Annotated in this window: 23 protein-coding genes; 11 read left to right on the top strand and 12 right to left on the bottom strand. The window is 65.9% G+C overall.

The genetic code is table 11. The features are described 5' to 3' along the window. The first annotated feature begins 447 nt into the window (after positions 1-447). Complete coding sequence (locus tag A5699_RS13535) at positions 448-750, top strand: hypothetical protein (RefSeq protein WP_067770034.1); 303 nt, start codon at positions 448-450, stop codon at positions 748-750. Here the strand turns inward: A5699_RS13535 and A5699_RS13540 are convergent. Then, the gene (locus tag A5699_RS13540; RefSeq protein ID WP_067770036.1) at positions 747-1,187 is read right to left on the bottom strand and encodes an SRPBCC family protein; all 441 of its coding nucleotides are present in this window, start codon (positions 1,185-1,187) and stop codon (positions 747-749) included. The two genes, A5699_RS13535 and A5699_RS13540, sit on opposite strands and share 4 nt — an antisense overlap. Continuing rightward, a complete protein-coding gene (locus tag A5699_RS13545; protein ID WP_067770038.1) occupies positions 1,156-1,620 on the bottom strand; it encodes a thioesterase family protein in 465 nt (154 codons plus the stop codon). Before A5699_RS13545 ends, A5699_RS13540 begins: the two co-directional genes overlap by 32 nt. Positions 1,621-1,645: 25 nt before the next feature. Here A5699_RS13545 and A5699_RS13550 point away from each other — a divergent pair, with 25 nt between their 5' ends. After that, positions 1,646-2,734, top strand: a complete 1,089-nt coding sequence (locus tag A5699_RS13550) for an alcohol dehydrogenase catalytic domain-containing protein (RefSeq protein ID WP_067770041.1) — start codon at positions 1,646-1,648, stop codon at positions 2,732-2,734. Between the two features lie 4 nt (positions 2,735-2,738). On the opposite strand, the gene A5699_RS13555 is transcribed toward A5699_RS13550, so the two are convergent. Then, entirely contained in the window at positions 2,739-3,512 is a 774-nt protein-coding gene (locus A5699_RS13555) for an SDR family oxidoreductase (protein ID WP_067770043.1), read from the bottom strand. 3 nt (positions 3,513-3,515) lie between these two features. Next, positions 3,516-4,193, bottom strand: a complete 678-nt coding sequence (locus A5699_RS13560; protein WP_067770045.1) for a TetR/AcrR family transcriptional regulator — start codon at positions 4,191-4,193, stop codon at positions 3,516-3,518. 126 nt (positions 4,194-4,319) lie between these two features. Here A5699_RS13560 and A5699_RS29125 point away from each other — a divergent pair, with 126 nt between their 5' ends. Then, positions 4,320-4,430, top strand: coding sequence for a hypothetical protein (locus tag A5699_RS29125; protein ID WP_003883225.1), 111 nt, complete (start codon positions 4,320-4,322; stop codon positions 4,428-4,430). On the opposite strand, the gene A5699_RS13565 is transcribed toward A5699_RS29125, so the two are convergent. Beyond that, complete coding sequence (locus tag A5699_RS13565; RefSeq protein WP_067770047.1) at positions 4,431-4,958, bottom strand: CGNR zinc finger domain-containing protein; 528 nt, start codon at positions 4,956-4,958, stop codon at positions 4,431-4,433. It lies immediately after the preceding gene. A gap of 85 nt (positions 4,959-5,043) precedes the next feature. Here A5699_RS13565 and A5699_RS13570 point away from each other — a divergent pair, with 85 nt between their 5' ends. Further along, positions 5,044-5,913: an alpha/beta fold hydrolase gene (locus A5699_RS13570; protein ID WP_067770049.1), complete on the top strand. Its 870-nt coding sequence runs from the start codon at positions 5,044-5,046 to the stop codon at positions 5,911-5,913. 57 nt (positions 5,914-5,970) lie between these two features. Here the strand turns inward: A5699_RS13570 and A5699_RS13575 are convergent, their stop codons facing one another. From A5699_RS13575 to A5699_RS13590, 4 genes are all read right to left on the bottom strand, one after another. Further along, positions 5,971-6,759 carry an ABC transporter ATP-binding protein gene (locus A5699_RS13575; RefSeq protein ID WP_157561232.1) on the bottom strand — a complete coding sequence of 263 codons (789 nt, stop codon included), beginning with the start codon at positions 6,757-6,759 and terminating at the stop codon, positions 5,971-5,973. Beyond that, the gene (locus A5699_RS13580; protein WP_067770051.1) at positions 6,740-7,771 is read right to left on the bottom strand and encodes an ABC transporter substrate-binding protein; all 1,032 of its coding nucleotides are present in this window, start codon (positions 7,769-7,771) and stop codon (positions 6,740-6,742) included. The genes A5699_RS13575 and A5699_RS13580 overlap by 20 nt, the downstream gene beginning before the upstream one ends. Next, on the bottom strand, positions 7,768-8,628 hold the full coding sequence (locus A5699_RS13585; RefSeq protein ID WP_067770053.1) for an ABC transporter permease: 861 nt from the start codon (positions 8,626-8,628) through the stop codon (positions 7,768-7,770). The genes A5699_RS13580 and A5699_RS13585 overlap by 4 nt, the downstream gene beginning before the upstream one ends. A gap of 146 nt (positions 8,629-8,774) precedes the next feature. Beyond that, positions 8,775-9,377, bottom strand: a complete 603-nt coding sequence (locus tag A5699_RS13590; protein WP_067770091.1) for a DUF3159 domain-containing protein — start codon at positions 9,375-9,377, stop codon at positions 8,775-8,777. Between the two features lie 104 nt (positions 9,378-9,481). Between A5699_RS13590 and A5699_RS13595 the strand changes: the two genes are divergently transcribed. The 4 genes from A5699_RS13595 to A5699_RS13610 all read left to right on the top strand — a co-directional run bounded on the left by A5699_RS13595 (position 9,482) and on the right by A5699_RS13610 (position 14,070). Further along, complete coding sequence (locus A5699_RS13595; RefSeq protein ID WP_157561237.1) at positions 9,482-10,495, top strand: magnesium transporter CorA family protein; 1,014 nt, start codon at positions 9,482-9,484, stop codon at positions 10,493-10,495. A 107-nt stretch (positions 10,496-10,602) separates the two neighbouring features. Continuing rightward, positions 10,603-12,129 (top strand): Re/Si-specific NAD(P)(+) transhydrogenase subunit alpha, encoded by a 1,527-nt coding sequence (locus A5699_RS13600; protein WP_067770057.1) that lies wholly within the window; start codon positions 10,603-10,605, stop codon positions 12,127-12,129. A gap of 36 nt (positions 12,130-12,165) precedes the next feature. Continuing rightward, positions 12,166-13,605 carry a Re/Si-specific NAD(P)(+) transhydrogenase subunit beta gene (pntB, locus tag A5699_RS13605; RefSeq protein WP_067770058.1) on the top strand — a complete coding sequence of 480 codons (1,440 nt, stop codon included), beginning with the start codon at positions 12,166-12,168 and terminating at the stop codon, positions 13,603-13,605. Positions 13,606-13,689: 84 nt separating this feature from the next. Next, the gene (locus tag A5699_RS13610) at positions 13,690-14,070 is read left to right on the top strand and encodes a RidA family protein (RefSeq protein WP_067770060.1); all 381 of its coding nucleotides are present in this window, start codon (positions 13,690-13,692) and stop codon (positions 14,068-14,070) included. 65 nt (positions 14,071-14,135) lie between these two features. Here A5699_RS13610 and A5699_RS13615 read toward each other — a convergent pair whose 3' ends face one another. Beyond that, positions 14,136-16,778, bottom strand: coding sequence for a hypothetical protein (locus tag A5699_RS13615; protein ID WP_231965711.1), 2,643 nt, complete (start codon positions 16,776-16,778; stop codon positions 14,136-14,138). A gap of 252 nt (positions 16,779-17,030) precedes the next feature. On the opposite strand from A5699_RS13615, the gene A5699_RS13625 reads away from it, so the two are divergent. Further along, a complete protein-coding gene (locus tag A5699_RS13625) occupies positions 17,031-18,191 on the top strand; it encodes an ROK family transcriptional regulator (RefSeq protein WP_067770065.1) in 1,161 nt (386 codons plus the stop codon). 47 nt (positions 18,192-18,238) lie between these two features. Continuing rightward, positions 18,239-19,378, top strand: coding sequence for an acyl-CoA dehydrogenase family protein (locus A5699_RS13630; RefSeq protein WP_067770067.1), 1,140 nt, complete (start codon positions 18,239-18,241; stop codon positions 19,376-19,378). Between the two features lie 94 nt (positions 19,379-19,472). Here the strand turns inward: A5699_RS13630 and A5699_RS13635 are convergent, their stop codons facing one another. After that, entirely contained in the window at positions 19,473-19,868 is a 396-nt protein-coding gene (locus A5699_RS13635) for an alpha/beta fold hydrolase (RefSeq protein WP_082957701.1), read from the bottom strand. Positions 19,869-19,960: 92 nt separating this feature from the next. Between A5699_RS13635 and A5699_RS13640 the strand changes: the two genes are divergently transcribed. Next, positions 19,961-21,583 (top strand): LCP family protein, encoded by a 1,623-nt coding sequence (locus A5699_RS13640; RefSeq protein ID WP_067770069.1) that lies wholly within the window; start codon positions 19,961-19,963, stop codon positions 21,581-21,583. Positions 21,584-21,589: 6 nt separating this feature from the next. Here A5699_RS13640 and A5699_RS13645 read toward each other — a convergent pair whose 3' ends face one another. Beyond that, positions 21,590-22,756, bottom strand: coding sequence for a sensor histidine kinase (locus A5699_RS13645; protein ID WP_067770072.1), 1,167 nt, complete (start codon positions 22,754-22,756; stop codon positions 21,590-21,592). Position 22,757: the final 1 nt, after the last annotated feature.

Consider the following 22,757-nt stretch of genomic DNA (forward strand, 5'->3'; position numbering starts at 1 on the left):
CATCATGGCGTCACGTTGTCACGGGGCACCGACAGCTACCGCGGCCGCGGCTTTCGAACGCCTATCCGATGTGCCCGGCTATTAGCGACAATTCAGCGACAATCGCCACATTGGCATCCCAGGCCTCGCCAAACACATTGTCGCTGAGCGGTTTTGCCTCTCACGTCGCACTGACCTCTTGGGCCTCATCTGCCCAGTGTCCGCATGCGAGCGACTCTGTCGCTGACAGCTGGGCACCCCAAAATCCGTGGCCCATGGGGCATTTGGTGGCCCAAGAGGTCAGTGCGACGTGAGAGGCAAAACCGCTCAGCGACAATGTGTTTGGCGAGGCCTGGGATGCCAATGTGGCGATTGTCGCTGAATTGTCGCTAATAGCCGGGCACATCGGATAGGCGTTCGAAAGCCGCGGCCGCGGTAGCTGTCGGTGCCCCGTGACAACGTGACGCCATGATGGACAAACTCTTGTTGCGGGGCACCAATCTCCGCTATGTGCTGACGATGCAACTGCTCCAGTACGGCACGCAATCGGTCGCCGATCTAGTCGACGCGCTCGACGATCAAGGATTCACGACGGCGGGTCGGCCGTCGAAGGCCATCTCCGATGCGTTGCGCTGGGAAATGGCACACGACCGAGTGCTCCGCACCCGGCGCGGCCGGTACCGATCCGTGGAGATGCCTCGGTCCACCGAGTGGCGCATCCGCAACCGCGTTCTGGAACTGCGGGCGGCAGCTGCCGACCGTGCCGCCTAGGCCGACAGCTGCTGCACCCTCTCGATGAGGGCCTTGGTCAGGTGCTCCAAGGTGTCACCGATGAGCTTCTTGACCATCATGGCCGGGATCGGCAGCTTGACCTCGACGTCCATATCGACCTGGAGCAAGGTGCTGTTGGGTCCCAAGGGGATGACCGAGAAGCGCTGCTCCTGCTTGGTGAAGTGGTCCCCCTGCTGCAGAACGGTGTAGATCTGGCTCTCGGCCGGGTAGTAGACGGCGTTGATGAAGACGCCCGACTGCCCCTGGATCTCGACATCCAGACGCAGCTGGCTGGGCCGGCCATCGTCGTAGCGGGCCAGGATCCAGCAGCCTTTGATCTCGGGATTCCACTGCGGGTACGCCTCGAAATCAGCGACGATCGCCATGATCTGCTCGGCAGGGGCTTCAACCTCGACGGTCTTGCTCACGAGTGGCATCCGGCGAGCATATCGACTGCAGCAGCGCACGGATCACGTCGGGAATGGGAACGGGACGACGCGTGGTCCGGTCGACGTAGACGTGCACCCAATGCCCCACCGCCGCCACCGGTCCGTCGGGCTCGAACAGCCCCAGCCGGTAGGTCACGCTGCTGTTGCCCAACCGCGCCACGGCCAGACCGACCACCAATGGGTCGGGGAATTTGAGCTCGGCGTAATAGCGGCAACCCGACTCGGCGACCACCCCGAGCCATGGCGCGGCGACTGGATCGATGTCGCAACTGGTGTTGATCCAGGCGTTGATCGCGGTGTCGAACAGCTCGTAGTACACCGCGTTGTTGAGGTGACCGAACATGTCGTTGTCGGTCCATCGGGTCAGCACCGGCCAGTGCAGCGGAAAGTCCTCGCGGGTCACTTCGGCTCCGTCGGTCATCCCGGCAGTCTGACAGGCTGGTGACATGTTGATCCGCGGCGCCGTGCTCGAGCACATCGGACTTCCCCGCCCCTACGCCGAATCGCAACCGATTCAGGTGAGCGACCTGGAGCTCACCGAACCAGGTCCCGGCGAACTGCTGGTGCGCATCGAAGCCGCCGGACTGTGCCACTCCGACCTGTCGGTGGTGGACGGCAACCGGGTACGGCCGGTGCCCATGCTGCTGGGCCACGAAGCCGCCGGCATCGTGGAGGCCGGGGACACCGACCTGCCGGTCGGCCAACGGGTGGTGATGACGTTTCTGCCACGCTGCGGCGCGTGTCCGGCGTGCGCGACGGACGGCCTGACGCCCTGCGGCCCCGGGTCGGCCGCCAACGGCGCAGGCACCTTGATGAACGGCGACATCCGGCTCACCCGCAACGGCAAGCCGGTGTTCCATCACCTCGGCGTATCCGGCTTCGCCACCTACGCCGTCGTCGACCGTCGCTCGGTGGTGCCCGTGGCCGGTGACGTCCCGCCGGTGGTGGCCTCATTGTTGGGGTGTGCGGTGCTCACCGGCGGTGGCGCGGTCCTGAATGTGGGCGTGCCTCGGCCGGGGCAGACCGTGGCGGTCGTCGGACTGGGTGGGGTCGGCATGGCCGCGGCGCTGACCGCGCTGGCCCACGACGGGGTCCGCGTGGTCGGCGTCGACCAGCTCCCGGACAAACTCACCCGCGCCCGTGAGCTCGGGGTGCACGAGACCTACACCCCCGAACAGGCTGCCGGTCTCAGGGCCGACGTGGTGATCGAAGCAGCCGGACATCCCGCCGCACTCGAGACCTCCATCGCTCTCACCGGTCCCGGCGGCCGCACCATCACCGTCGGGCTCCCCCGGCCAGACGCCCGAATCTCGGTGTCCCCGTTGGGGTTCGTGGCCGAGGGCCGGTCGTTGATCGGTAGCTACCTGGGCTCGGCCGTGCCATCGCGCGACATCCCGCGTTTCGTCGAACTCTGGCGGGCCGGGCGCCTACCGGTGGAATCCCTGGTGTCCGGCACGATCACGCTCGATCAGATCAACACCGGGATGGACGAGCTCGCCGACGGGCGCGCGGTGCGCCAGATCATCGAGTTCTAGAACTTCATCGGATCGTGCTCGCGCCGCCGTCGACGGGAATGACCGCACCCGTGATGTAGGCGCTGGCCCGGCTGGCCAAAAACACCGAGATGCCGGCGATGTCGTCGGGCTGGCCGATCCGGCCCAACGGAAGGTGCCCGCCGACCTCATCTGCGCCGGCTCGCAACAGCTCCTTGGTCATGCGGGACTCGAACAACCCGGGCGCGATCGCGTTGACGAGGATCTTCGGGGCCAGCTCACCGGCGAGATGCTTGGTCAGCATGTGGACGGCGGCCTTGCTGGCGCTGTAGGAGAAGTTGTCGCGTCCTTTCTCGGGCGCAACGATGCCGTCGATGCTGCCGGTATTGATCACCCGGGCCGGATCCTCTTCGGTGGCACCGGAATTCAACAGCGGGGTGAGCGCCCGCGTCAGCAGGAACACGCCTTTGACGTTGACGTTGTAGACCTTGTCGAACCCGGACTCCGGGAACTCGTCGTAGGGTGCGCCCCAGGCCGCGCCGGCGTTGTTGAACAGGGCGTGGATCTTGTCCTCGCGTCCGGTGACCGCTGCGGTCAGCGCGGCGACTCCCTCGGCGGTGCCGAGGTCGGCCGGCACCGCGGCGACCCGGCCCAGCGAGGACAGCGCGTTCACCGCCGCATCGAGCTCGGCCTCCTTGCGGCTCGACAGGTACACCGAGGCCCCCGCCTGCAGCAGGCCGCGGGCCATCATCAGGCCGATACCGCGACCACCTCCGGTGACGACGGCGACCTTGCCGTCCAGTCGGAACAGATCGGTCATGTTCTAAGCCTTCTCCCCGATCTCGACACCGAGCGGGGATTCGTTGCGGACCGTCTCGTCGCGGATCAGCCCGCGCAGCAAGGCCGTGCTGAACTCGACGGCGATCTCCTCGGCGGTGCGTCGTCCGTGCGGACGCAGCCACCGGTAGGCGCCCAGCGTCATGCCGATGTAGCCGAGGGCCAGGACGTGGGAGTCACAGTCGAAGAACTCACCGCTGGCGATCCCACGGTCGATCACGTCACGGACATGCTCGTAGACCTGAGTCTCCGCACGCCGGATGTAGGTCACCTGATCTTCGGTGAACCACTCGGCGATGTAGGGCCCCTCCTGGAAGTACACCGCGGCGCGCTCCAGGTCGTTGGCGATGCCGACCAGCAGCCGCCGGGTGAAGTTGTAGATGGTCTCGCGCGCCGAGGCCGTGGGGTCGTCGTGCAGGGCTTCGACGGTGAAGTCCGCGGTGCTCTTGTAGATGTCGTACAGGATCAGCGACTTGCTGGAGTAATAGTGGTAGACGGTGGCCTTGTTCAGGCCGACCGCCTCGGCGACGTCGTCCATCCGGGTGCCGTGATAACCGCGCGCGGCGAACAGTTTGGCCGCCACGGTCAGCAGCTCATCGCGACGGGATGTCCCGTTGGCAGCCGTTCCTCCGCGCCCCCGGCCGCCCTCTGCATCGGATGACATAGCACACTCACTATCAGCATCGCCCGGACCTCGCCCGGGAAATCAATCAACTAGATGGTTGAAGAGTGTAGGCAATTCCGTTCTCGACCCTGTTCGCCCCTGGCGTCCTGCGTCTAGACTGCGGGGATGGATCCGAATCCTGACTACGACCTCAGCGACGAGAGTGACTTCTTCTTTCCGTGGCTGGCCTGGGGTCTGCGCGGCGTCTACCCGCCCCCGGCATACCCGCCGGTGTGATCACGGCTGCTGGTCAGCCTCTGTAGTTTTCGCGCGCCGGTGATGCCGGCGCGCCTTCATTCGGTTTCCACAGATCGCCATCGAACACCAGCGTGCGGTGTTCGGCTTGCTGCGATCGATCAGGAACAGCTGACATTCCGGGTTCGCGCACGCGCGTAGCCGCCCCGGGCTCGTGTTCTGCAACGCATCCCAGGCCAGCACGGCCCGTACGGCCCCGCGCCGGGCATCATCGATGTCCAGTTCCCAGTCCAGCCCGTCCGCTGTCGCATTCGCCCGCAGTGCCACTGCCTTGACGAACGGTTCGAGCGCGGCAGCCGGCTCGGCCCCACGCACCACGGCCTGAAGGACGTTCCGGGCCTCGATCAGGTGTGCCAGTTCGGCCTTGCGTATCCCGTGTTCACGCAGCCAGTCCTGCGCGCCGGGGGCTTCCTTGAGCACGTCGTGCTGAACGCCGTCGCTCACCGGCGTGGTGTTGAGCAGATCGAGCAGCAGGGCCTCGTCGCACGAGCCGACCTCCACCAGCTTCATAACTAACCTCCAAAAACCTATTGACAGGTTACTCGTCGCGGCGTTGACTGTGCCTAACCGTTAAAACTAGTTATAGGAGTTAGTCATGACCGTGCACCATCGTTACGCCACCGTCGAGGGGAAGCAGCTGTTCTACCGGGAGGCCGGAGCACCCGACGCGCCAGCGATCGTGCTGCTGCACGGCTTCCCCACGAGTTCGTACATGTTCCGCGACCTCATCCCCCGACTCGCCGAGCACTACCACGTCATCGCTCCCGACCACCTGGGCTTCGGGCACTCCGATGCGCCTGCCGTCACCGAGTTCGACTACACCTTCGACGCACTCGCCGATCTCACCGACGGCCTGCTCGACCAACTCGGGGTCGACCGTTACGCGATCTACGTCCAGGACTACGGCGCCCCGATCGGCTGGCGGTTGGCCCTGCGACACCCGGAGGCCATCACCGCGATCGTCACCCAGAACGGCAACGGTTACGACGAAGGCTTCGTCGACAGTTTCTGGACCACGGTGTGGGACTACCAGCGTGAGCAGACCCCCGAGACGGAGGCGGGCGTGCGGACCGCGTTGAGCCTGGACGGCATCAAATGGCAATACCTGACCGGGGTTTCGGACGAGAGCCTGGTCAACCCGGACACCTGGGTGCACGACGCGGCCATGGTCTCCCGCCCCGGCAATGATCTGGTGCAGCTCAAGTTGTTCCGCGACTACGCCACCAACGCACCGCTCTACCCTGCACTGCACGAATACCTGCGCACCAGTGGCGTTCCCGTACTGGCCGTGTGGGGTGAAGGCGATCCCATCTTCGGGCCCGACGGCGCGCGGGCCTTCGGCAAGGACGCCGTCGACGCCGAGATCCACCTGCTCGACGGCGGGCACTTCCTGCTGGAAACGCATGTCGACGAGGTCGCCGGCCTGATCGACGGATTCCTGCACCGCCGGTTACGCCGAAACTGACATCAGGGTCGTTACCCGTGAAGGTTTGCCACCCTGGTGTCACTTTCGGTGAACGCCTTACGCGGCAGCGAGTTTGACCGCGTCACTCACATCCGTCCGCAGCTTGAGGTACTCCGGCGAGCGTCGCAGTTCGTGCGCGTCGACGCCGGTCCGCGGCAACTCCACCGGCAGGTCCAGCGCGATCTTTCCCGGCCGCCGGGTCAATACCACGATCCGCGACCCCAAGAACGCCGCTTCGTCGGCGCTGTGCGTCACGAAAACCGTGGTGCGGCCCGACTCCGCGCTCACCTGGCGGACGTCTTCCTGCAACCGCTCGCGGGTCAGGGCATCCAGCGCCGCGAACGGCTCGTCGAGCAGGAACAGCGGCGTCTCGGCCGCCAGCGCCCGGGCGATCGCCACCCGCTGCTGCTGCCCGCCGCTGATCTCCCAGATCTTGCGGCGAGCGGTACCTTCCAGCCCGACGCGCTCCAACAGCTCTTCGCGGCGCTCCGAGCGTCGTTCACGCGGCACACCGGCGTACTTGAGTGCCAAATCCACATTGCCGCCCACCGTGCGCCACGGAAACAACCGTGGTTGCTGGAACACCACGCCGGAAGTGACGCCAGGCGTCGGGCGGGTGCCGGACACCTCCACCTGGCCCTGCGACGGTGTTTCGAACCCGGCGATCAGCCGCAGCAGCGTGCTCTTACCGCACCCCGACGCCCCCACCAGGACCAAGAACGATCCGGCTTCGACATCGAGATCCACCGGACCGAGCGCGGTGACCTCCTGCGCTCCACGCCCGTAACGGTGGGCGACGTTTTTGATCTTCAGGCCACCGGCAACGTCACTGTTTGGCAATGACATCGGGCAACCCCTTCGTGTAGATGGCGTCGGAGAACGTCTGCAGCGGAGCTGCCTCGGGAATCTGTTTCTGATCCGCCAGGAACTGCGAGGCGCTCTGCAGGTTGGCAGCGAGGTTCCCCGGCGCGCCGTCGGTGCCGAGCCACTCGGGTGAGGCCACCTCGGCCGGGGTCAGGTAGACACCCTGTTTCAATTGTCCGGCAACATCTTCCGGGCTCAGGGCGACCTCGGCGGCGATCGCCTTGGCTGCGGCCTGCGGATCGTTGTGGATCACGTCCAGCGCGCGCGCCTGCTGTTGCCGCCAGACGTCGACGACCTCGGGATGCGCGTCGGCGAACTCGTCGGACACCACGGCGAGATCCAGCGTCGGCTTGCCGTCCTTGGCCAGCTGCCGGCTGGTGATGAGATCCTTGCCGGTCTTGCGTAGCTGGTCGAGGGTGGGCAGCCAACTGTAGGCCGCGGCGATGTCGCCGCGGTCCCAGGCCGCGAGGATGGCCTGCGGCTGCAAATCGATCAGCTGAACATCATTGGGCGACAAGCCGTTCTGAGCCAGAGCTGCCAGCAGACTGTAGTGGGCGGTCGACGCGAACGGGGTGGCGACCCGCTTACCGCGCAGATCGGCGATGGAGTTGACGCCGGCGCCGTCCCGGGCCACCAGCGCCTCGTTGTCCCCGGCGACGTCGAGGACGAACGCCACCTGGTACGGAATGTTGAGCGGTGCGGACAGGCCACGGGCCACCGGGCTGGAGCCGATCGAGGCGAAATCCAGTTCCTTGGCGACGAACGCGGTGTTGACGTCGGCGCCCGAATCGAACTTCGTCCACTTGATGTTGTAATCCGGCAATGCCTCTTCGAGCCACTTGTTGTTCTTGACGATCAGATCTCCGCTCGGAAAGGATTGGTAGCCAAGGCGAATGGTGGGTTTCTTGGAGTTGTCTCCGGAGTGGTCCACCGCGCAGCCGGACAGCGCGACCATCGAGATCGCGGCGGCGGCCAGCAACGACTTGAATTTCATATTTGTCCTCTCCAGGGAACAGCGCGCCGCTCCACGGCGCGCAAACCTCCATCGATCACCAGACCGGAGATCCCGATGGCGAAAATCCCGACCAGCACGACCGGGGTGTTGTTGTAATTGCTTGCGTCCTTGACCAATCCGCCGATGCCGGGGATACCGTTGAACAGTTCGGCGGCCACCACCGACGAATAGGCCATGCCGACAGCCAGGCGGATTCCGGTGAAGGTCTCCGGCAATGCCGAGGGCACCACGACGTCGCGGATCACCTGGGCCTGGGTGGCGCCCAACGCCCGGGCCGCCTCCTGCAATCCGACCGGCGCGGCCACCACGGCCGCGGTGGTGGCGACCGCGGCCGGTGGCAACGCTGCCAGCGCCAGCAGCGTGATCTTGGGCGCCTCGTCGATGCCCAGCCAGATCACCAGCAGGAAGAAGTAGGCCAGCGGGGGCAGCGCTCGTAGGAACGTCAACCACGGTTCGAGCACGCTGCGCAGCCAGCCGACCGAGCCCATCAGCAGTCCGAGCAGCACACCGAGGACCACGCCGATCACCACACCGGCCAACACTCGGCGCAGCGTCATGTAAAGGTGCTCGGACAACAGGTATCCGGCGTAGCCGCGGACGCCGTCGTGGCTGGTCGAGACGTCGAGAAAGGCGCGCCAGACCGCCGACGGGTACGGCACGAACGTCTGGTTCCAGATGCCGGCCCACGCCACCAGTTGCCACACCGCGAGGAACACCACGACCGACAGCACGGGCAGGGCGAGGTGGATCAGCGGGACACGCCCGCGGGATGACGGCGCGACCCGACGCGGCTCGGCGTCGGACTCGCCGGCGGTGATATCGACGAACACAGACACTTCTGGACTGCTTTCTGTTGCTGAAGCGGGGGGTTCAAGGCTTCAGCGACGACAGCATCCGGGCAGCGTCTCGTTCACCCGGGTATTGGTACCGGCCGGGATCGCCGTGGTGAAGGGCTGAAATCCCGGTGAGTTTTATCGGCAGCTCAGGTGGTCGCGCGGATCGCGTAGCGGGCACTGAGCAGGACCAGCGTCGTGGTGACGACGAACAGCGGCCACCCCATCGCCAGGCGCGCCACCGCGAGCAGCCCGTCCTGGCCCGTGTCGTAGAGGTAGTTCTGCACCAGGAAGCGCGACCAGGACACCGTCGCCAAGACCGCGGTGACGACATTGAAGACCAGCCGCACCCCGGGGACCTGGCGCCAGGTGCCGTCCCGGCCGGTGGCCCAGGCCCAGATCACCCCGACGAGGGGACGCCCGACGAGGATCGAGCCGGTCATCACGATGGCCGAGGCCAGCGACATCCAGATGCCCGGCAGATAGAAGTCCTTGGACTGCCCGGTCACCAGGGCCAGCAGCGCACAAGCCGCCACCCCGACGAATCCCCACAGCGCCGGTCTGACGGACTCGCGGCGCAGCAGCTGCCAGCCGAGGACGACGGCCGCCGTCACCAGCGCGGCGATGATCGCGGGCACCCGACCCGAGAGCGCGGAGACCGTCGCGTACACGGTCACAGGCAGCGCCGAATAGACCATGCCGCTGACACCGCCGACACGGGCCATCAGTCCGTCGAGTGGGGAATCCTTCATCGGATATTGGGCCTCGCGTTCAAGATCGGGCAGGTCCCCATCGAGAGTACCGAGCACGCGCGTGGCTACCGCTGCAACGATCCCGCGGTGCTTGACTGATGGATGTGAGACACGTGCAGGGACGCATCTGGCGGTCCGGGAAACCGGTCGACGGTTTCACGTTCTCGGCCATCTCCGAATGCCTGGCCGACGAGGACACGCTGATCTGGGCCGACATCTACGATCCCGATCACGAGGCGCTACGTGAACTCGCCAAGGAACTCGGCCTCAACACGTGGGCCGTCGAAGATGCCGTCGCCCCCAAGGAACGCACGAAAGCGTCTGTGTACCACACACATACGTTTTTCACGGTATACGCGGTGGACGTTCGGGAGCCCGATGGGAACGCCGAGCCGTTCACGTCGCAGTTGGTGAAGCACCGCATCTCGGCGTTCGTCCTGCCGCGCGGTCTCATCACCGTCCGGCTGCCCAGTGTCAACGGCGCGGCCACAGAGTTCGACGTCAACGAGGTGTCGCGCCGCTTCGACGATCTCGGTGGCCAGCGCTACGGCGTCGGCGCACTGGTGCACGGCCTGCTCGACGTCGTCGTCGACGGGCACTTCGAAGCCGTCGAGGCACTCGACGACGCCATCGAATCCCTTGAAGACGAACTGTTCGACGAGCGCGGTCCCCGGCGCGGCCTGCAACGGCGGACCTTCACACTGCGCAAGGACCTCGTCGAGCTGCGGCGGGTGGTGTTGCCGATGCGCGAAGTGGTCAGCACCATTCAGCACCGCAGGCTGGATTCACCCACCTCGCCCGAACTCGATCCCCTTTATGCCGATCTGTACGACCACGTCCTGCGGGCCTCGGAGTGGACCGAATCCCTGCGGGACATGGTGACCACGGTCTTCGAGACCAACCTGTCACTGCAAGACGCCCGGCTCAACACGGTGATGAAGAAGCTCACCGGGTGGGCCGCGATCATCGCGGTGCCCACGGCCGTCACCGGCTTCTACGGGCAGAACGTGACCTACCCGGGAATCGACACCGTGGCCGGGTTCGTCGTCAGTAGCGCCCTGATCGTCGCGCTCGTCGTATTGCTGTACGCGATGTTCAAACGCCGTGACTGGTTGTAACGATTCAGTAGGAACTTCGCGGGCCCGCCCTCGAGGGGGGAGCGCAACAGCGGTTACGCAGATGGGAGACTCTTCTCCAGTCCAACCAACAGATCGGACCGGAGTCGATGATCATCGGGATACCGCGCGAGTCCCTGCCTGGGGAAACGCGCGTTGCTGCCACACCTCAAACCGTCGGGCAGATTGTCAAGCTCGGCTACACAGTAGTCGTGGAGTCTGGCGCGGGTGCCGCCTCGAGTTTTGCCGACGGGGCCTACATAGACGCGGGTGCGCAGATCGGCCAGGCCTGGGACGCCGACGTGGTGTTGAAGGTCAATGCACCTGAGGATGACGAGATCGCCAAGCTGCGCGATGGTGCGACCTTGGTCAGCCTGATCTCGCCTGCGCTCAAGCCCGAGCTTGTCGAGAAGTTGTCGGCCCGCCCGATCACGGTGCTGGCCATGGACGCGGTGCCGCGTATCTCGCGGGCCCAGTCGCTGGACGTGCTGTCGTCGATGGCCAACATCGCCGGCTACCGCGCGGTGATCGAGGCCGCCCATGAGTTCGGCCGGTTCTTCACCGGTCAGGTGACCGCAGCCGGCAAGGTGCCCCCGGCCAAGGTGCTCGTCGTGGGTGCCGGTGTGGCCGGCCTGGCCGCCATCGGTGCCGCCGGCAGCCTGGGTGCGGTGGTGCGGGCCACCGATCCGCGCCCGGAGGTGGCCGATCAGGTTGCTTCCCTGGGTGGCGAGTACCTGGCTGTCGATCCGCAAGCCGCCGAGGTGTCGGCGACCGGCTACGCCAAGGAGATGGGCGACGACTACAAGGCGCGCGAGGCCGCGCTGTATGCCGAGCAGTGCAAGGACGTCGACATCATCGTCACGACCGCGCTGATCCCCGGCAAGCCCGCACCGCGCATCATCACCGCCGAGATGGTGGCCTCGATGAAGCCGGGCAGCGTGATCGTCGACATGGCCGCGGCCAACGGCGGCAACGTCGAGGGCACGGTCAAGGACCAGGCGATCGTCACCGACAACGGTGTGACGATCATCGGCTACACCGATCTGGCCGGGCGTCTGCCCGCTCAGGCCTCACAGCTCTACGGCACCAACCTGGTGAACCTGCTCAAGCTGCTGACCCCGGAGAAGGACGGCAAGGTCGTCCTGGACTGGGACGACGTGGTGCAGCGCTCGGTGACGGTGGTGCGCGACGGGGAGATCACCTGGCCGCCACCGCCGGTGCAGGTCTCGGCGGCCCCGGCCGCCGCCCAGCCGGCCGCGGCCCCGGTGGTCAAGGAAGAGAAGCCGCCGATGTCTACCGGGCGTCGGCTTGGGATCACGTTCGCCGCGGCAGCGGTGATCTTCGCGCTGATCGCGGCCTCCCCGGCGGCGTTGCAGGTGCACCTGACGGTGTTCGCGTTGGCGATCGTGATCGGTTACTACGTGATCGGCAATGTGCACCACGCGCTGCACACCCCGCTGATGTCGGTGACCAACGCGATCTCGGGCATCATCGTCGTCGGCGCACTGCTGCAGATCGGCCACGGCAACCTCCCGATCACCGTCCTGGCCTGCGCAGCGATCCTGCTGGCCAGCATCAACGTATTCGGCGGCTTCGCGGTGACGCGTCGCATGCTCGCGATGTTCTCCCGCAGCTAGAACCTGCGTGCCCACAAGAACTTTGGAACGGATTCCATGCTCACCTTAGAAAACGTTGCCACGGCCGCTTACGTCGTCGCAGCACTGCTCTTCATCCTGGCGTTGGCCGGATTGTCCAAACACGAAACCTCGCGCGCAGGAAACAGTTTCGGCATCGCCGGTATGGCGATCGCCCTGATCGCCACCGTCGCGCTGGCCTTCGACCGCAAGATCGAACCGCTGGGCCTGGCCCTGCTGATCGGCGCCATGATCGTCGGCGCGGCGATCGGCCTGTGGCGCGCCAAGGTCGTCGAGATGACCGGCATGCCCGAGCTCATCGCCCTGCTGCACTCCTTCGTCGGTCTGGCCGCCGTGCTGGTCGGCTGGAACGGTTACCTGCACGTCGAAGGTGACCCCGCCGGCGCCGAGGCCGCCGCGCTGGCCCGCGACGGCATGCTGGGCATCCACTCCGCCGAGGTGTTCATCGGGGTGTTCATCGGTGCGGTGACCTTCACCGGTTCGATCGTGGCCAACCTCAAGCTCTCGGCGCGCATCAAGTCCGCCCCGCTGATGCTGCCCGGCAAGAACGCCCTCAACGTCGGCGCCCTGGTCGTCTTCATCGCGCTGACCGTGTGGTTCGTCATCGATCCGCACCTGTGGCTGCTCGTGGTGGTCACCGTGCTGGCCCTGCTGCTGGGCTGGCACCTGGTCGCCTCGATCGGCGGCGGCGACATGCCCGTCGTGGTGTCGATGCTCAACAGCTACTCGGGTTGGGCCGCAGCCGCATCCGGCTTCCTGCTGGGCAACGACCTGCTGATCATCACCGGTGCCCTCGTCGGCTCCTCCGGTGCCTACCTGTCCTACATCATGTGCAAGGCGATGAACCGGTCGTTCATCTCCGTGATCGCCGGTGGTTTCGGCATCGAAGCCGGCCCGGCTGAGGACAAGGACTACGGCGAGCACCGCGAGATCACCGCCGAGGGTGCGGCCGAGCTGCTCGCCCACGCCGACTCGGTGATCATCACCCCGGGCTACGGCATGGCCGTGGCGCAGGCCCAGTACGGCGTGGCCGACCTGACCCGCAAGCTGCGTGAGCGCGGCGTCAATGTCCGCTTCGGCATCCACCCCGTCGCCGGTCGCCTGCCCGGACACATGAACGTGCTGCTGGCCGAGGCCAAGGTGCCCTACGACATCGTGCTGGAGATGGACGAGATCAACGACGACTTCGACGGCACCTCCGTCGTCCTGGTCATCGGCGCCAACGACACCGTCAACCCGGCCGCCGCCGAAGATCCGGGCAGCCCGATCGCCGGCATGCCGGTGCTGACGGTGTGGAACGCCGACAACGTCATCGTGTTCAAGCGGTCCATGGCCTCCGGCTACGCCGGCGTGCAGAACCCGCTGTTCTTCCGGGAGAACACCCAGATGCTCTTCGGCGACGCGCGTGACCGCGTCAACGACATCCTGGCGGCCCTGCCCGCTCCGGAGCGCGTCTAGTTTCACTGCCGAGCAGACACAAAACCGTCCCTTTTTCTCGGAAGAGGGACGGTTTTGTGTCTGTTCGCGGATAAGAATCGATCCATGAAAATCGTTGTGCCGGCGTGGATGCAGCACATGTACGACGCCCACCATTACGCGCCCGCGGTGATCGACGGCGAGCACCTGCGCTGTTCCGGAATGATGGGCATCCGTCCCGACATGTCCTTGCCGGACGACCCACGCGACCAGTTCACGCTGGCGTTCGAGAACCTGCGCGGACTGTTGACCGAGGCCGGCCTGACGTTCGCCGACGTCGTTTCGATCACCAGCTACCACGTCGGCCTGCAGCAACACATCCAGCTTTTCGGCGAGGTCAAAGACGAGTTCGTGGCGGCACCCTACCCGGCCTGGACCGCGGTCGGTGTCAGCGAGCTGGTGTTGGGGGCGTTGGTCGAGATCCAGATCCTCGCCCGGATGCGCTGAACGCCAACCGCTCCGGCGCACTCACTGTGGGTGAGCGGGCCGGAGCGGTCGGGGCGTTCGAGGGACTACATGTTCGCCCGGTCCTCGTCGATCCTGTCCTGGTCGACGATGCTCTGCACGTCACCGTCGAGATCAGAGGTGATGTTGCCGGTGATCGTGCGCTGGAGCTTGTTGATGGTGGCATCCGCCTTCAGATACCCGGTGTGCTCACCGGTCACGGTGATATCGGCGAGGTAGTGGATGGATGACTGGCTGGCGGTGGTGTTCGTCGATTCGGTGCCGTTGAGGATCATCCCCTGCTCGTTGACGTAATCGGTATATGTGACCGTGCGAGTGATGTGGCCCGTGGCATCGGTGACCTCACTGACGACCGCGGTACCACCGCCCGCGCCGGCATACGTTCCCGTGGGCGGTAGCGGCGCCGCGCTCGGAACGTAAGTCTTGAGTTCAGGCGCCCAGGTGGGATCCGGCGTCACCCGATCGCCTTCCACCGGCCCAACGCTGGTGGTGTACTTCAGGTTGGCGATGACGAGCCGGGATTCGCCGGTTGGACTGGCCTCCCAGAAGCTCACCGCGTCTCCGGTGTTGTTCCAGCTCGCCATGCTGCGAGCGGTGTATCCGTCGCCGTCGGCGAACAACGGAATCCCGTTCTCGCCCTTGAGGTCATCCTCGACCGCCAGTGCCCACTCCTGGTTCGAGATGTTCATGCCATCCGAGGAGCCGGCATAGGCCTGGTACACCGCGCCCTGAATGTCGGCGGGCAAGAACGCCGGCCGCACAATTCGCGTCATCGGCGTGAGGGCGCCGTAGCCGCGGGTACTGCCGATGGCGATCCATTCCTGGTTCGGTGAGAGGTCGGTGTCCTCGTCGTAGTCGAGATTGCCGGTCAGCCGGGTGACCTCACCGGTCTCCAGGTCGACCACGATGTCGTCGACATTGCCCGCCTCATAGCGGCCGCCGAGGATGATCACGCCCTTGCCGTCCGGCGTCCACTGTTTACCCTCGCCGACGGGGTAAACCACCCGGGCGTCGGCGATCTCGTAACCGGCGTCTGTCCGTTGCAGCTTGCCGACCACCGGTACCGCGGTGATGAGACCCTGCGGCGTCATCTGAATCTGGCTGAACAGCACATGCGTTCCGTCGGGTGAGATCCGCATCTCACGCTGAGGATCGAGAACGCGTGCGCCGGCCGGTGGGGTGATGACCGGAACCAGCCGCCTGCCGTCGACACCCTCTTCGTAGACGACATAGGAGTTCGGGCTGGTTGTCACCTGGATCATCAACCGTCCCGAACCATCCTGGAAGGGAACAACTCTCGACAACCCGGCGGTGACTTCTGTGGACACACCGCAGGTGATGCATTCCACCTTCGTGCCGTCGACGCTGATCCGGTAGATCTCCTGGCGGCCGCCGTCGGCGGGCGTGGCCCCGAAGTAGATGGACTGCCCGTCTTCGGAGAACCGCGGGGTGTTGGGCTTCGTGATGCCGTCGGGCAGGTTCAGGATCACCCGCTCGACAGTGGGATTGAGCACGGTGACGTCGAGATCTTGCTGCGCAGTCCGGGGTTTGAACAGGCTGAGCAGATTGATCCGGTTGCCGTCGGTGACCGATACCGTGAACGTATCCGTCTGCGCGGCATCGTAGTTGATGTCGTCGGGGGTGTAGGTGAACTCACCGGTCTTCTGATCGATCGTCAACGTGCCATGCTCCGGCGCCTTCGTCACCGTATACGTCAGCGCGTCACCCTCGGCGTCGCTTACCCCGATGTTGCCCGTCACCGTCTGGCCCGTCTGCACGGTGGTCGTCAGGCTGCTGATCACCGGCGCCTGATTGAACAGATTGCGCCGCACCCAGCCCAACACTGCCCACGCCATCGGGGTGAACGGCTCAGGAGAATCCGGGGACGGCGCCAGGAACGGATTCAACAGACTCGTCACGATCCCGTTGAGCACGCCGGCCGGATCCGGCGTAGCCACCTGATTCTTCGGCGTCACCACCGCGGCAGTGGCGATCTGTGCCTTCGTACCACTCGACACGGCGAGCGACTTGGCCTCACGCACGGTAGCCGCCAGCTTCGGCACGGCGAGTTTCTCGGTGATCTGCTCCGAAACCGTGTCGGCGATCGTGCCCGTGACCTCCTCGACGCGCTCAACTGACCTCTTGATCGTCTCGCTGACGTCCACTCGACTCACCGGTGCGGCCGACTGTGCAGTGTCCGAGGTATGGGAAGAGGCAACGCTCGGTGTCAGGTCCGGCGCCGCCACGCTCGGCTTGTCGCTGTGCACCGAGAGGTCCAGCACTGTCGACCGAACCTTGTCCGGTATCGACGACAGCGCCTTCAAGGGCGCGTCGATCACCTCGGACAACGACGCTGTCTTGCTCGATTCCTCCTGGGCGCCTGCGGTTTTCGTGTCGCTGTCGGTATCGGTGTGTTGCGCCCCGCCACTGCTCGAGACGGTGACGCCAGGCGCGACCTCCCGGGCAGACGACGTCTTTCCTTGCCGCTTCGGCTTGCCGGCTTTCTTGGCCTTCCCCACCGTGGTCTTGTCTGTGGCGCCGGACTCCGCTCGCTTCACCGCCGAGCCCTCTCCGGACGACGCCGAGTTCGCCGCACTCGACGTCGAGGAGTCCGACGAGGAGGTTCCGGTCGTATCCGCAGCGGCGACGCCAACGCCGGTGGCGAGTGCTGCGACCAGCCAACCGGTCACCACGACACCGCTGTATGCACCGATACGCGCGGTAGTTTGGGATGTTCGACGTGACGGCGTCGAATTTGCCGGCGCGCTCGACGAACGCGAGGTGAACGAGGGATTGATGAGCGGATTGCTAGCGGTCATGGCGCGGCTCCGATGCCCTAGATGCCTATTTAATTTCTGTGACGAACTTAATAGCAACATACTGTTGATGGCGTCAAGGAGGTTCTGCTGAAACGGTCAGAATCGGCGCGGCGGGAAAAGCAGGTGCTGCACCTGCTGCATCGCCAGCGCGTCGTTCACCTCCTGCGAACCGAGGGGCCACTGGCCCGAGCCGACCTCGCCGACCAACTCGGCCTGAGCCGCCCGGCTATCACGGCCATCGTCGGCGAGTTGATCGACGACGGCACCCTTGTCGAGCTGGATTCCCGCGTCGAGGGGCCGGGTTACCGCGGTCGTCCACGCAAACTGCTCGGCTGCAACCCCCAGGCCCGACGAGTGCTGGGCATCTGGATCGACGAGCGTCGCGCGCGTGTCGTCGTCGCCGACGCGACCGGCACGATCTTCCGTGAAGACGAGACCCCTACCCCCGGAAGGACCCCGGCATCGGTGATCCGTTCGATCATCCGGATCGCCACGCAGCTGATCGACGACCCCAGTGGGGGTCCGGTCGCCGCCGCCGGAATCTGTTTGCCCGGATTCATCGACAGCACAACGGGATTGGTCGTCGAATCCGCATCACTCGGCTGGTCCCGCGTGGAGCTGGGTGGACCGATCTCCCGCGCGCTCGGCATACCGACGGCAGTGCAGGACACCACGCAAGCCATGACGCTGGCCGAGACGATCGCCGGTGATGCCCGGGAGGTGCGTTCGGCACTGGTGCTTGATTGTGGAGGACATGTCAATGTCGGCCTGATCATCGGCGGACGGCCGTACACGGGGGCGACGGGGGTGGCCGGAGCAGTCGGACACATGCCGGTCTCGGGCAGTGATGCCCAATGTTCGTGCGGCAGAACCGGTTGCGTCAACGCCAGCATGTCGCTACACGCCATGCAATCGGTCGCCCCGTACACCGAAGGTGTGCCACTGAAGGACATCGACCTCGACGCCGTGGCGCAGGAAACGAGCCGAAACACGAACGCCCAGAAACTCATTCGGGAGGTCATCGATCGCATTGCACACACCGCCATCCTGATGGAGGCGGTTCTCGATCCGGAGGTTCTGATCCTGTCCGGGCTCATCACCGAGTTCGAGGACCTCATCGACGCCCTCGAAACACGCATCGAGGAGATCCGGCCGCCCGAAAGACGTGGCCGCACGGCGACCGTACGGTCCCAGATCGGCCGGGATTACCGGGTGGCGGTCATCGTCGCGCTGCAACAACTCGATCCAGACATCGCCGGCCTGGTGCACACCCCGACACCGTAGACCAGGCGGCTGGGTACAGTCCTACCGAGAAACTAGGAGATGCAACTATGCCGGTGGACCGCCTACTTCCCTCCGATGAGGCTCGTGACCTCATCGAGCTCACCCGTGACATCGCCGACAAGGTCCTCGACCCGATCGTCGACGAGTACGAACGCGACGAGAAGTACCCCGAGGGCGTCATGGCCCAGCTCGGCGCGGCCGGGCTGCTGAGCCTGCCTCAACCCGAGGAGTGGGGTGGCGGCGGGCAACCGTATGAGGTCTACCTGCAGGTTCTCGAGGAGATCGCCGCGCGCTGGGCCGCCATCGGCGTCGCGGTCAGCGTGCACAGCCTGTCGTCGCACGCGCTGCTGGTGTTCGGCACCGACGAGCAGAAGCAGCGCTGGCTGCCCGGCATGCTCTCCGGGGAACAGATCGGCGCTTACAGCCTGTCTGAGCCGCAGGCCGGATCCGACGCCGCGGCGCTGAACTGCAAGGCCGCCCGCGACGGTGACGCATATGTGCTCAACGGCTCCAAGGCGTGGATCACCCACGGTGGCAAGGCCGACTTCTACACGTTGTTCGTGCGCACGGGCGAAGGGTCGAAGGGCATCTCCTGTTTCCTGGTGCCCGGGGATCTTGACGGGCTGAGCTTCGGCAAACCCGAGGAAAAGATGGGTCTGCACGCGGTGCCCACCACGTCGGCCTTCTACGACAACGCCCGCCTGGATGCCGACCGGCTGATCGGTGCCGAGGGCCAGGGTCTGTCGATTGCGTTCTCCGCGTTGGATTCCGGCCGGCTCGGTATCGCCGCGGTGGCCGTCGGCATTGCCCAGGCCGCACTGGACGAGGCCGTCCGGTACGCGAATGAGCGAACCACGTTCGGCCGCAAGATCGTCGACCATCAGGGGCTCGGGTTCCTGCTGGCCGACATGGCCGCCGCCGTGGTCAGTGCGCGGGCCACCTACCTGGATGCCGCGCGCCGCCGCGATCTCGGATTGCCGTACTCCACGCAAGCCAGTGTGGCGAAACTGGTCGCCACCGACGCCGCCATGAAAGTCACCACCGATGCCGTGCAGGTGTTCGGTGGCGTGGGCTACACCCGGGACTTCCGGGTCGAGCGGTACATGCGGGAAGCCAAGATCACCCAGATCTTCGAGGGCACCAATCAGATTCAGCGCCTGGTCATCTCGCGGGGGCTCAGCTCCTAAGTGCCGCGGACTGGGCTCCTGAGCGCCGCGAGCAGACGTAAACCGGTAGCTTTTCGGGCGAAACAGTACGGGTTTGTGACTGCTCGCGGAGGGACTAGAGCGCTGGGCTCCTGACGAAGTCGGGCATCGTGACCAGAGCGTCGTGCACCGCGGAGGCCTGCCCCGCAGCCGTGTAGTCCGCCGCATCGTTGGGCGCCTCGGAGCCGCCGTGGCCCACCAGGTCGATCGCGATCACCCGCTGATCGCGGGCCAGCTGCGGGGCCACGCGATCCCACCACTCGATCGACGCCGAATACCCGTGCAACAACACCACCGCGCGCTGCCCCGGCGGTCCGTACTCCCGCACGTTGAGATCCGGTCCGTCCAAGGTCAGCACATGTCCACCGGCCGACGCCTCGGCCGGGCGATGTGCCCTGGTCACCAGCAATTCGTTCAACAGCAGCGCGAGGACCGCCAGCACCAGCATGCCCAGAGCGATGCGCAGTTTCATGGTGCGCACGGTAATGCTGTGACAGCCGAATTGACCAGGGATTTTCCCCGGTGCGAGCAGCTTCAGCGAACGGCCTCATAATGGCAGGTGCCATGAATGCACCTGCGCACGCCACCAATGCTCCCCGGCACCGGATGCCGCGACGGGGCGTGCAGGTCGCCCGCCGTGCCGCCATCGGTCTGACCGCGGCCGCTGTGCTGGCCGGAACCGGTATGGGCTGGGTGACCTACCACGGCGCATTGGACGGCATCACGACGTCCAATGCGCTGGAAGGCGGACCGGTCTCCACCGGGGACACCGAGAACATTCTGATCATGGGCCTGGACAGCCGGCTGGATCAGCACGGCAACCCGCTCCCCGAGGACATCTATCAGGCACTGCACGCCGGCGACGAGACCGTCGGCGGATACAACGCCAATGTGCTGATCGTGGTGCACCTCCCCGGTGACGGCAGCCCGGCCACCGCGTTCTCCATCCCCCGCGACGACTACGTCGAGCTGGCGGGCTGCGACGTCGACCCCTGCAAGGGCAAGATCAAGCAGGCCTACGGTTGGGCCTACCAACGCGAGATGGAATCACTGGAGTCCGATTCCGAAGAAGACACGTCGACGCACGAGCAGCAGGCCCGCGAGGCCGGGCGCCGAGCCCAGATCGCCACGGTCCGCAACCTGTTGGGCATCCCGATCGACCATTTCGTCGAGGTCACCCTCGGCGCCTTCTTCCAGATCGCCAAGGCGGTGGCACCGATCACCGTCTGCCTCAACGCCGATACCGCAGACCCGTACTCGGGAGCCGACTTCCGCAAGGGAGTTCAGCAGATCGACGCCGCACAGGCCATGGCCTTCGTTCGTCAGCGTCGCGACATCAACGACGAGAACTTCACCGACCTCGACCGCACCCGGCGCCAGCAGGCGTTCATCGCGGCACTGGTATCGGCCCTCGGCAAGAGCGGCGCGTTGTCCAGCCCGAGCAAGCTGCGTGAGCTGCTTGACGTCACCAAGCAGAACGTCGCGCTGGACTCCGGTTTCGACCTGGCCAGCTTCGCCAGCCGCGCCTCGGCCTTGACCGGCGAACCGCCCACGCTCTACACCCTGCCGATCAAGGAATTCGGCCAGAACTCGCTCGGCGAGGACATCAACATCGTCGACGTCCCGACGATCCGGGCCATCGTCCGTGACCTGGTCAGCGACACCGGCCACGGGAGCACCGCCCCTACCGCACCCGCGCATGTGCTCGACGGACACGGTGCGGTGCTCGACGTGATCAATGCCTCCACCTACACCGGCTTGGCGGCGCAACTCGAAACCACCTTCGGGGCAGAGGGATTCATTCAGGGACAGATCGGTGACGCCGAATCCCTGGCGGCCGTCACCACGATCGACTACGGGACCGGCGCCGAGGACGCCGCGCAGTCACTGGCCGAGGAACTCGGTCTGATGGCCACCCCGTCCTCCGAGATCGTACCCGGGACAGTGCAATTGACGCTGGGCACCGACTTCCCCGGCGACGAGTACCTGACCGGATCCAGCGACTCGGAGTCGCAGTGGGATTCGAGCACGGACTCGAGCTGGGATTCGACCGCCGCGACGTCGACGGAGGAGACCACCTCCAGCACACCGGTGACCACGGTGGCCGCGACGGCGACCGGCACCAAATCCGCGGCACCCACCGACCTGAGCCAGATGAAGGTGTCCGGCGTACCGTGTGTGAAGTAGCCGCGGCTACAACGTGACCCGCACCTGGGTGCCGTAACCGATCTCGGAACTGATCGCCATCGAGCCACCCAAGGCCTCGATGCGGACCTGCAGCGAAGCCAGGCCGATGTGTCCCTCGGCAACGGCCCGGCTCACGGTCGACGGGTCGAAGCCGCAACCGTCGTCGGCCACGGTCAGCGTGACCCGCCCGCCCGACGGGTGCAGACCCACCGAGATCGTGCGAGCCCCGGCATGCTTGTTGATGTTGGACAGCAGTTCGCGGGCCGCGCGGTAGAGCAGCGCCTGTCCGTCGGGGTGGCCCACCTCCTCGAGATCTGCCCGCACCGTCAGATCTGGACGGTTCTCGTACTGGCGCAACAGTTCCCGTACCGCAGGGGTGAGGCCCAGCTGTGCCAGCACCTGCGGATGCAGTGCCGTCACCGTGGACCGCAGGCCGGCCGCGGTCTCCTGCAGCGCCGCATGCACCCGGTCCAGCCCCGGATCGGGGTTGCGTTCCCGGATCTCGTCGAGGTCCAGGCGGGCGGCCAGCAGGGTTTGCAGCGGTCCGTCGTGAAGATGTTCGGCCAGTTCGGCATTGCGCAGGTCGTCGGCGCGGGTGGACTCCGACACCAACTGGCGCCGGACTTCCTGCAGTGCCTGCACCCGGGCGGACCGGCGGGCCAACACGAACGACAACGCGGCCGACGCGACCGCCAGCCAGGCCAGAAACCCCACGTGCATGTAGACGATGTCGGGCAGGCCGACGTTGTCGTCGCGCTTGGAGTACAAGATCCACACCGCCAGGTAACCCAGCGCGGTACTGGCACCGAGCAGCGCGGTGAGCCACGGACGGTCTTGAAACGCAACGGATATCGGCAACAGGAAGAACACCGGCAGCAGAGCCGCGGTGGCACCGCCGGAGACCGCGCACAAGGTGACGAGCACCAGCACATCGACTGCGGTGGAAGCCCATTCGGCCCACGGCGGCATCGGTCCGCGGAACACCACCACCAACCAGAGCAGCGCCACCGCCGCGTACACACTCAGGATCACCGCGTACAACGCCGGCAACCAGTGGTCGACCTCCCACACCGAGACCAGCACCACGATCAGCCCGATCAACGGGAGCCGCAGCAGGGCCGAGACCCGGACGGGCTGAGTGGTGAAGAACTCGACGACGCGCCCGTTGCCCATG

The organism is Mycobacterium sp. E802 (assembly GCF_001666875.1).
GTDB lineage: Bacteria > Actinomycetota > Actinomycetes > Mycobacteriales > Mycobacteriaceae > Mycobacterium.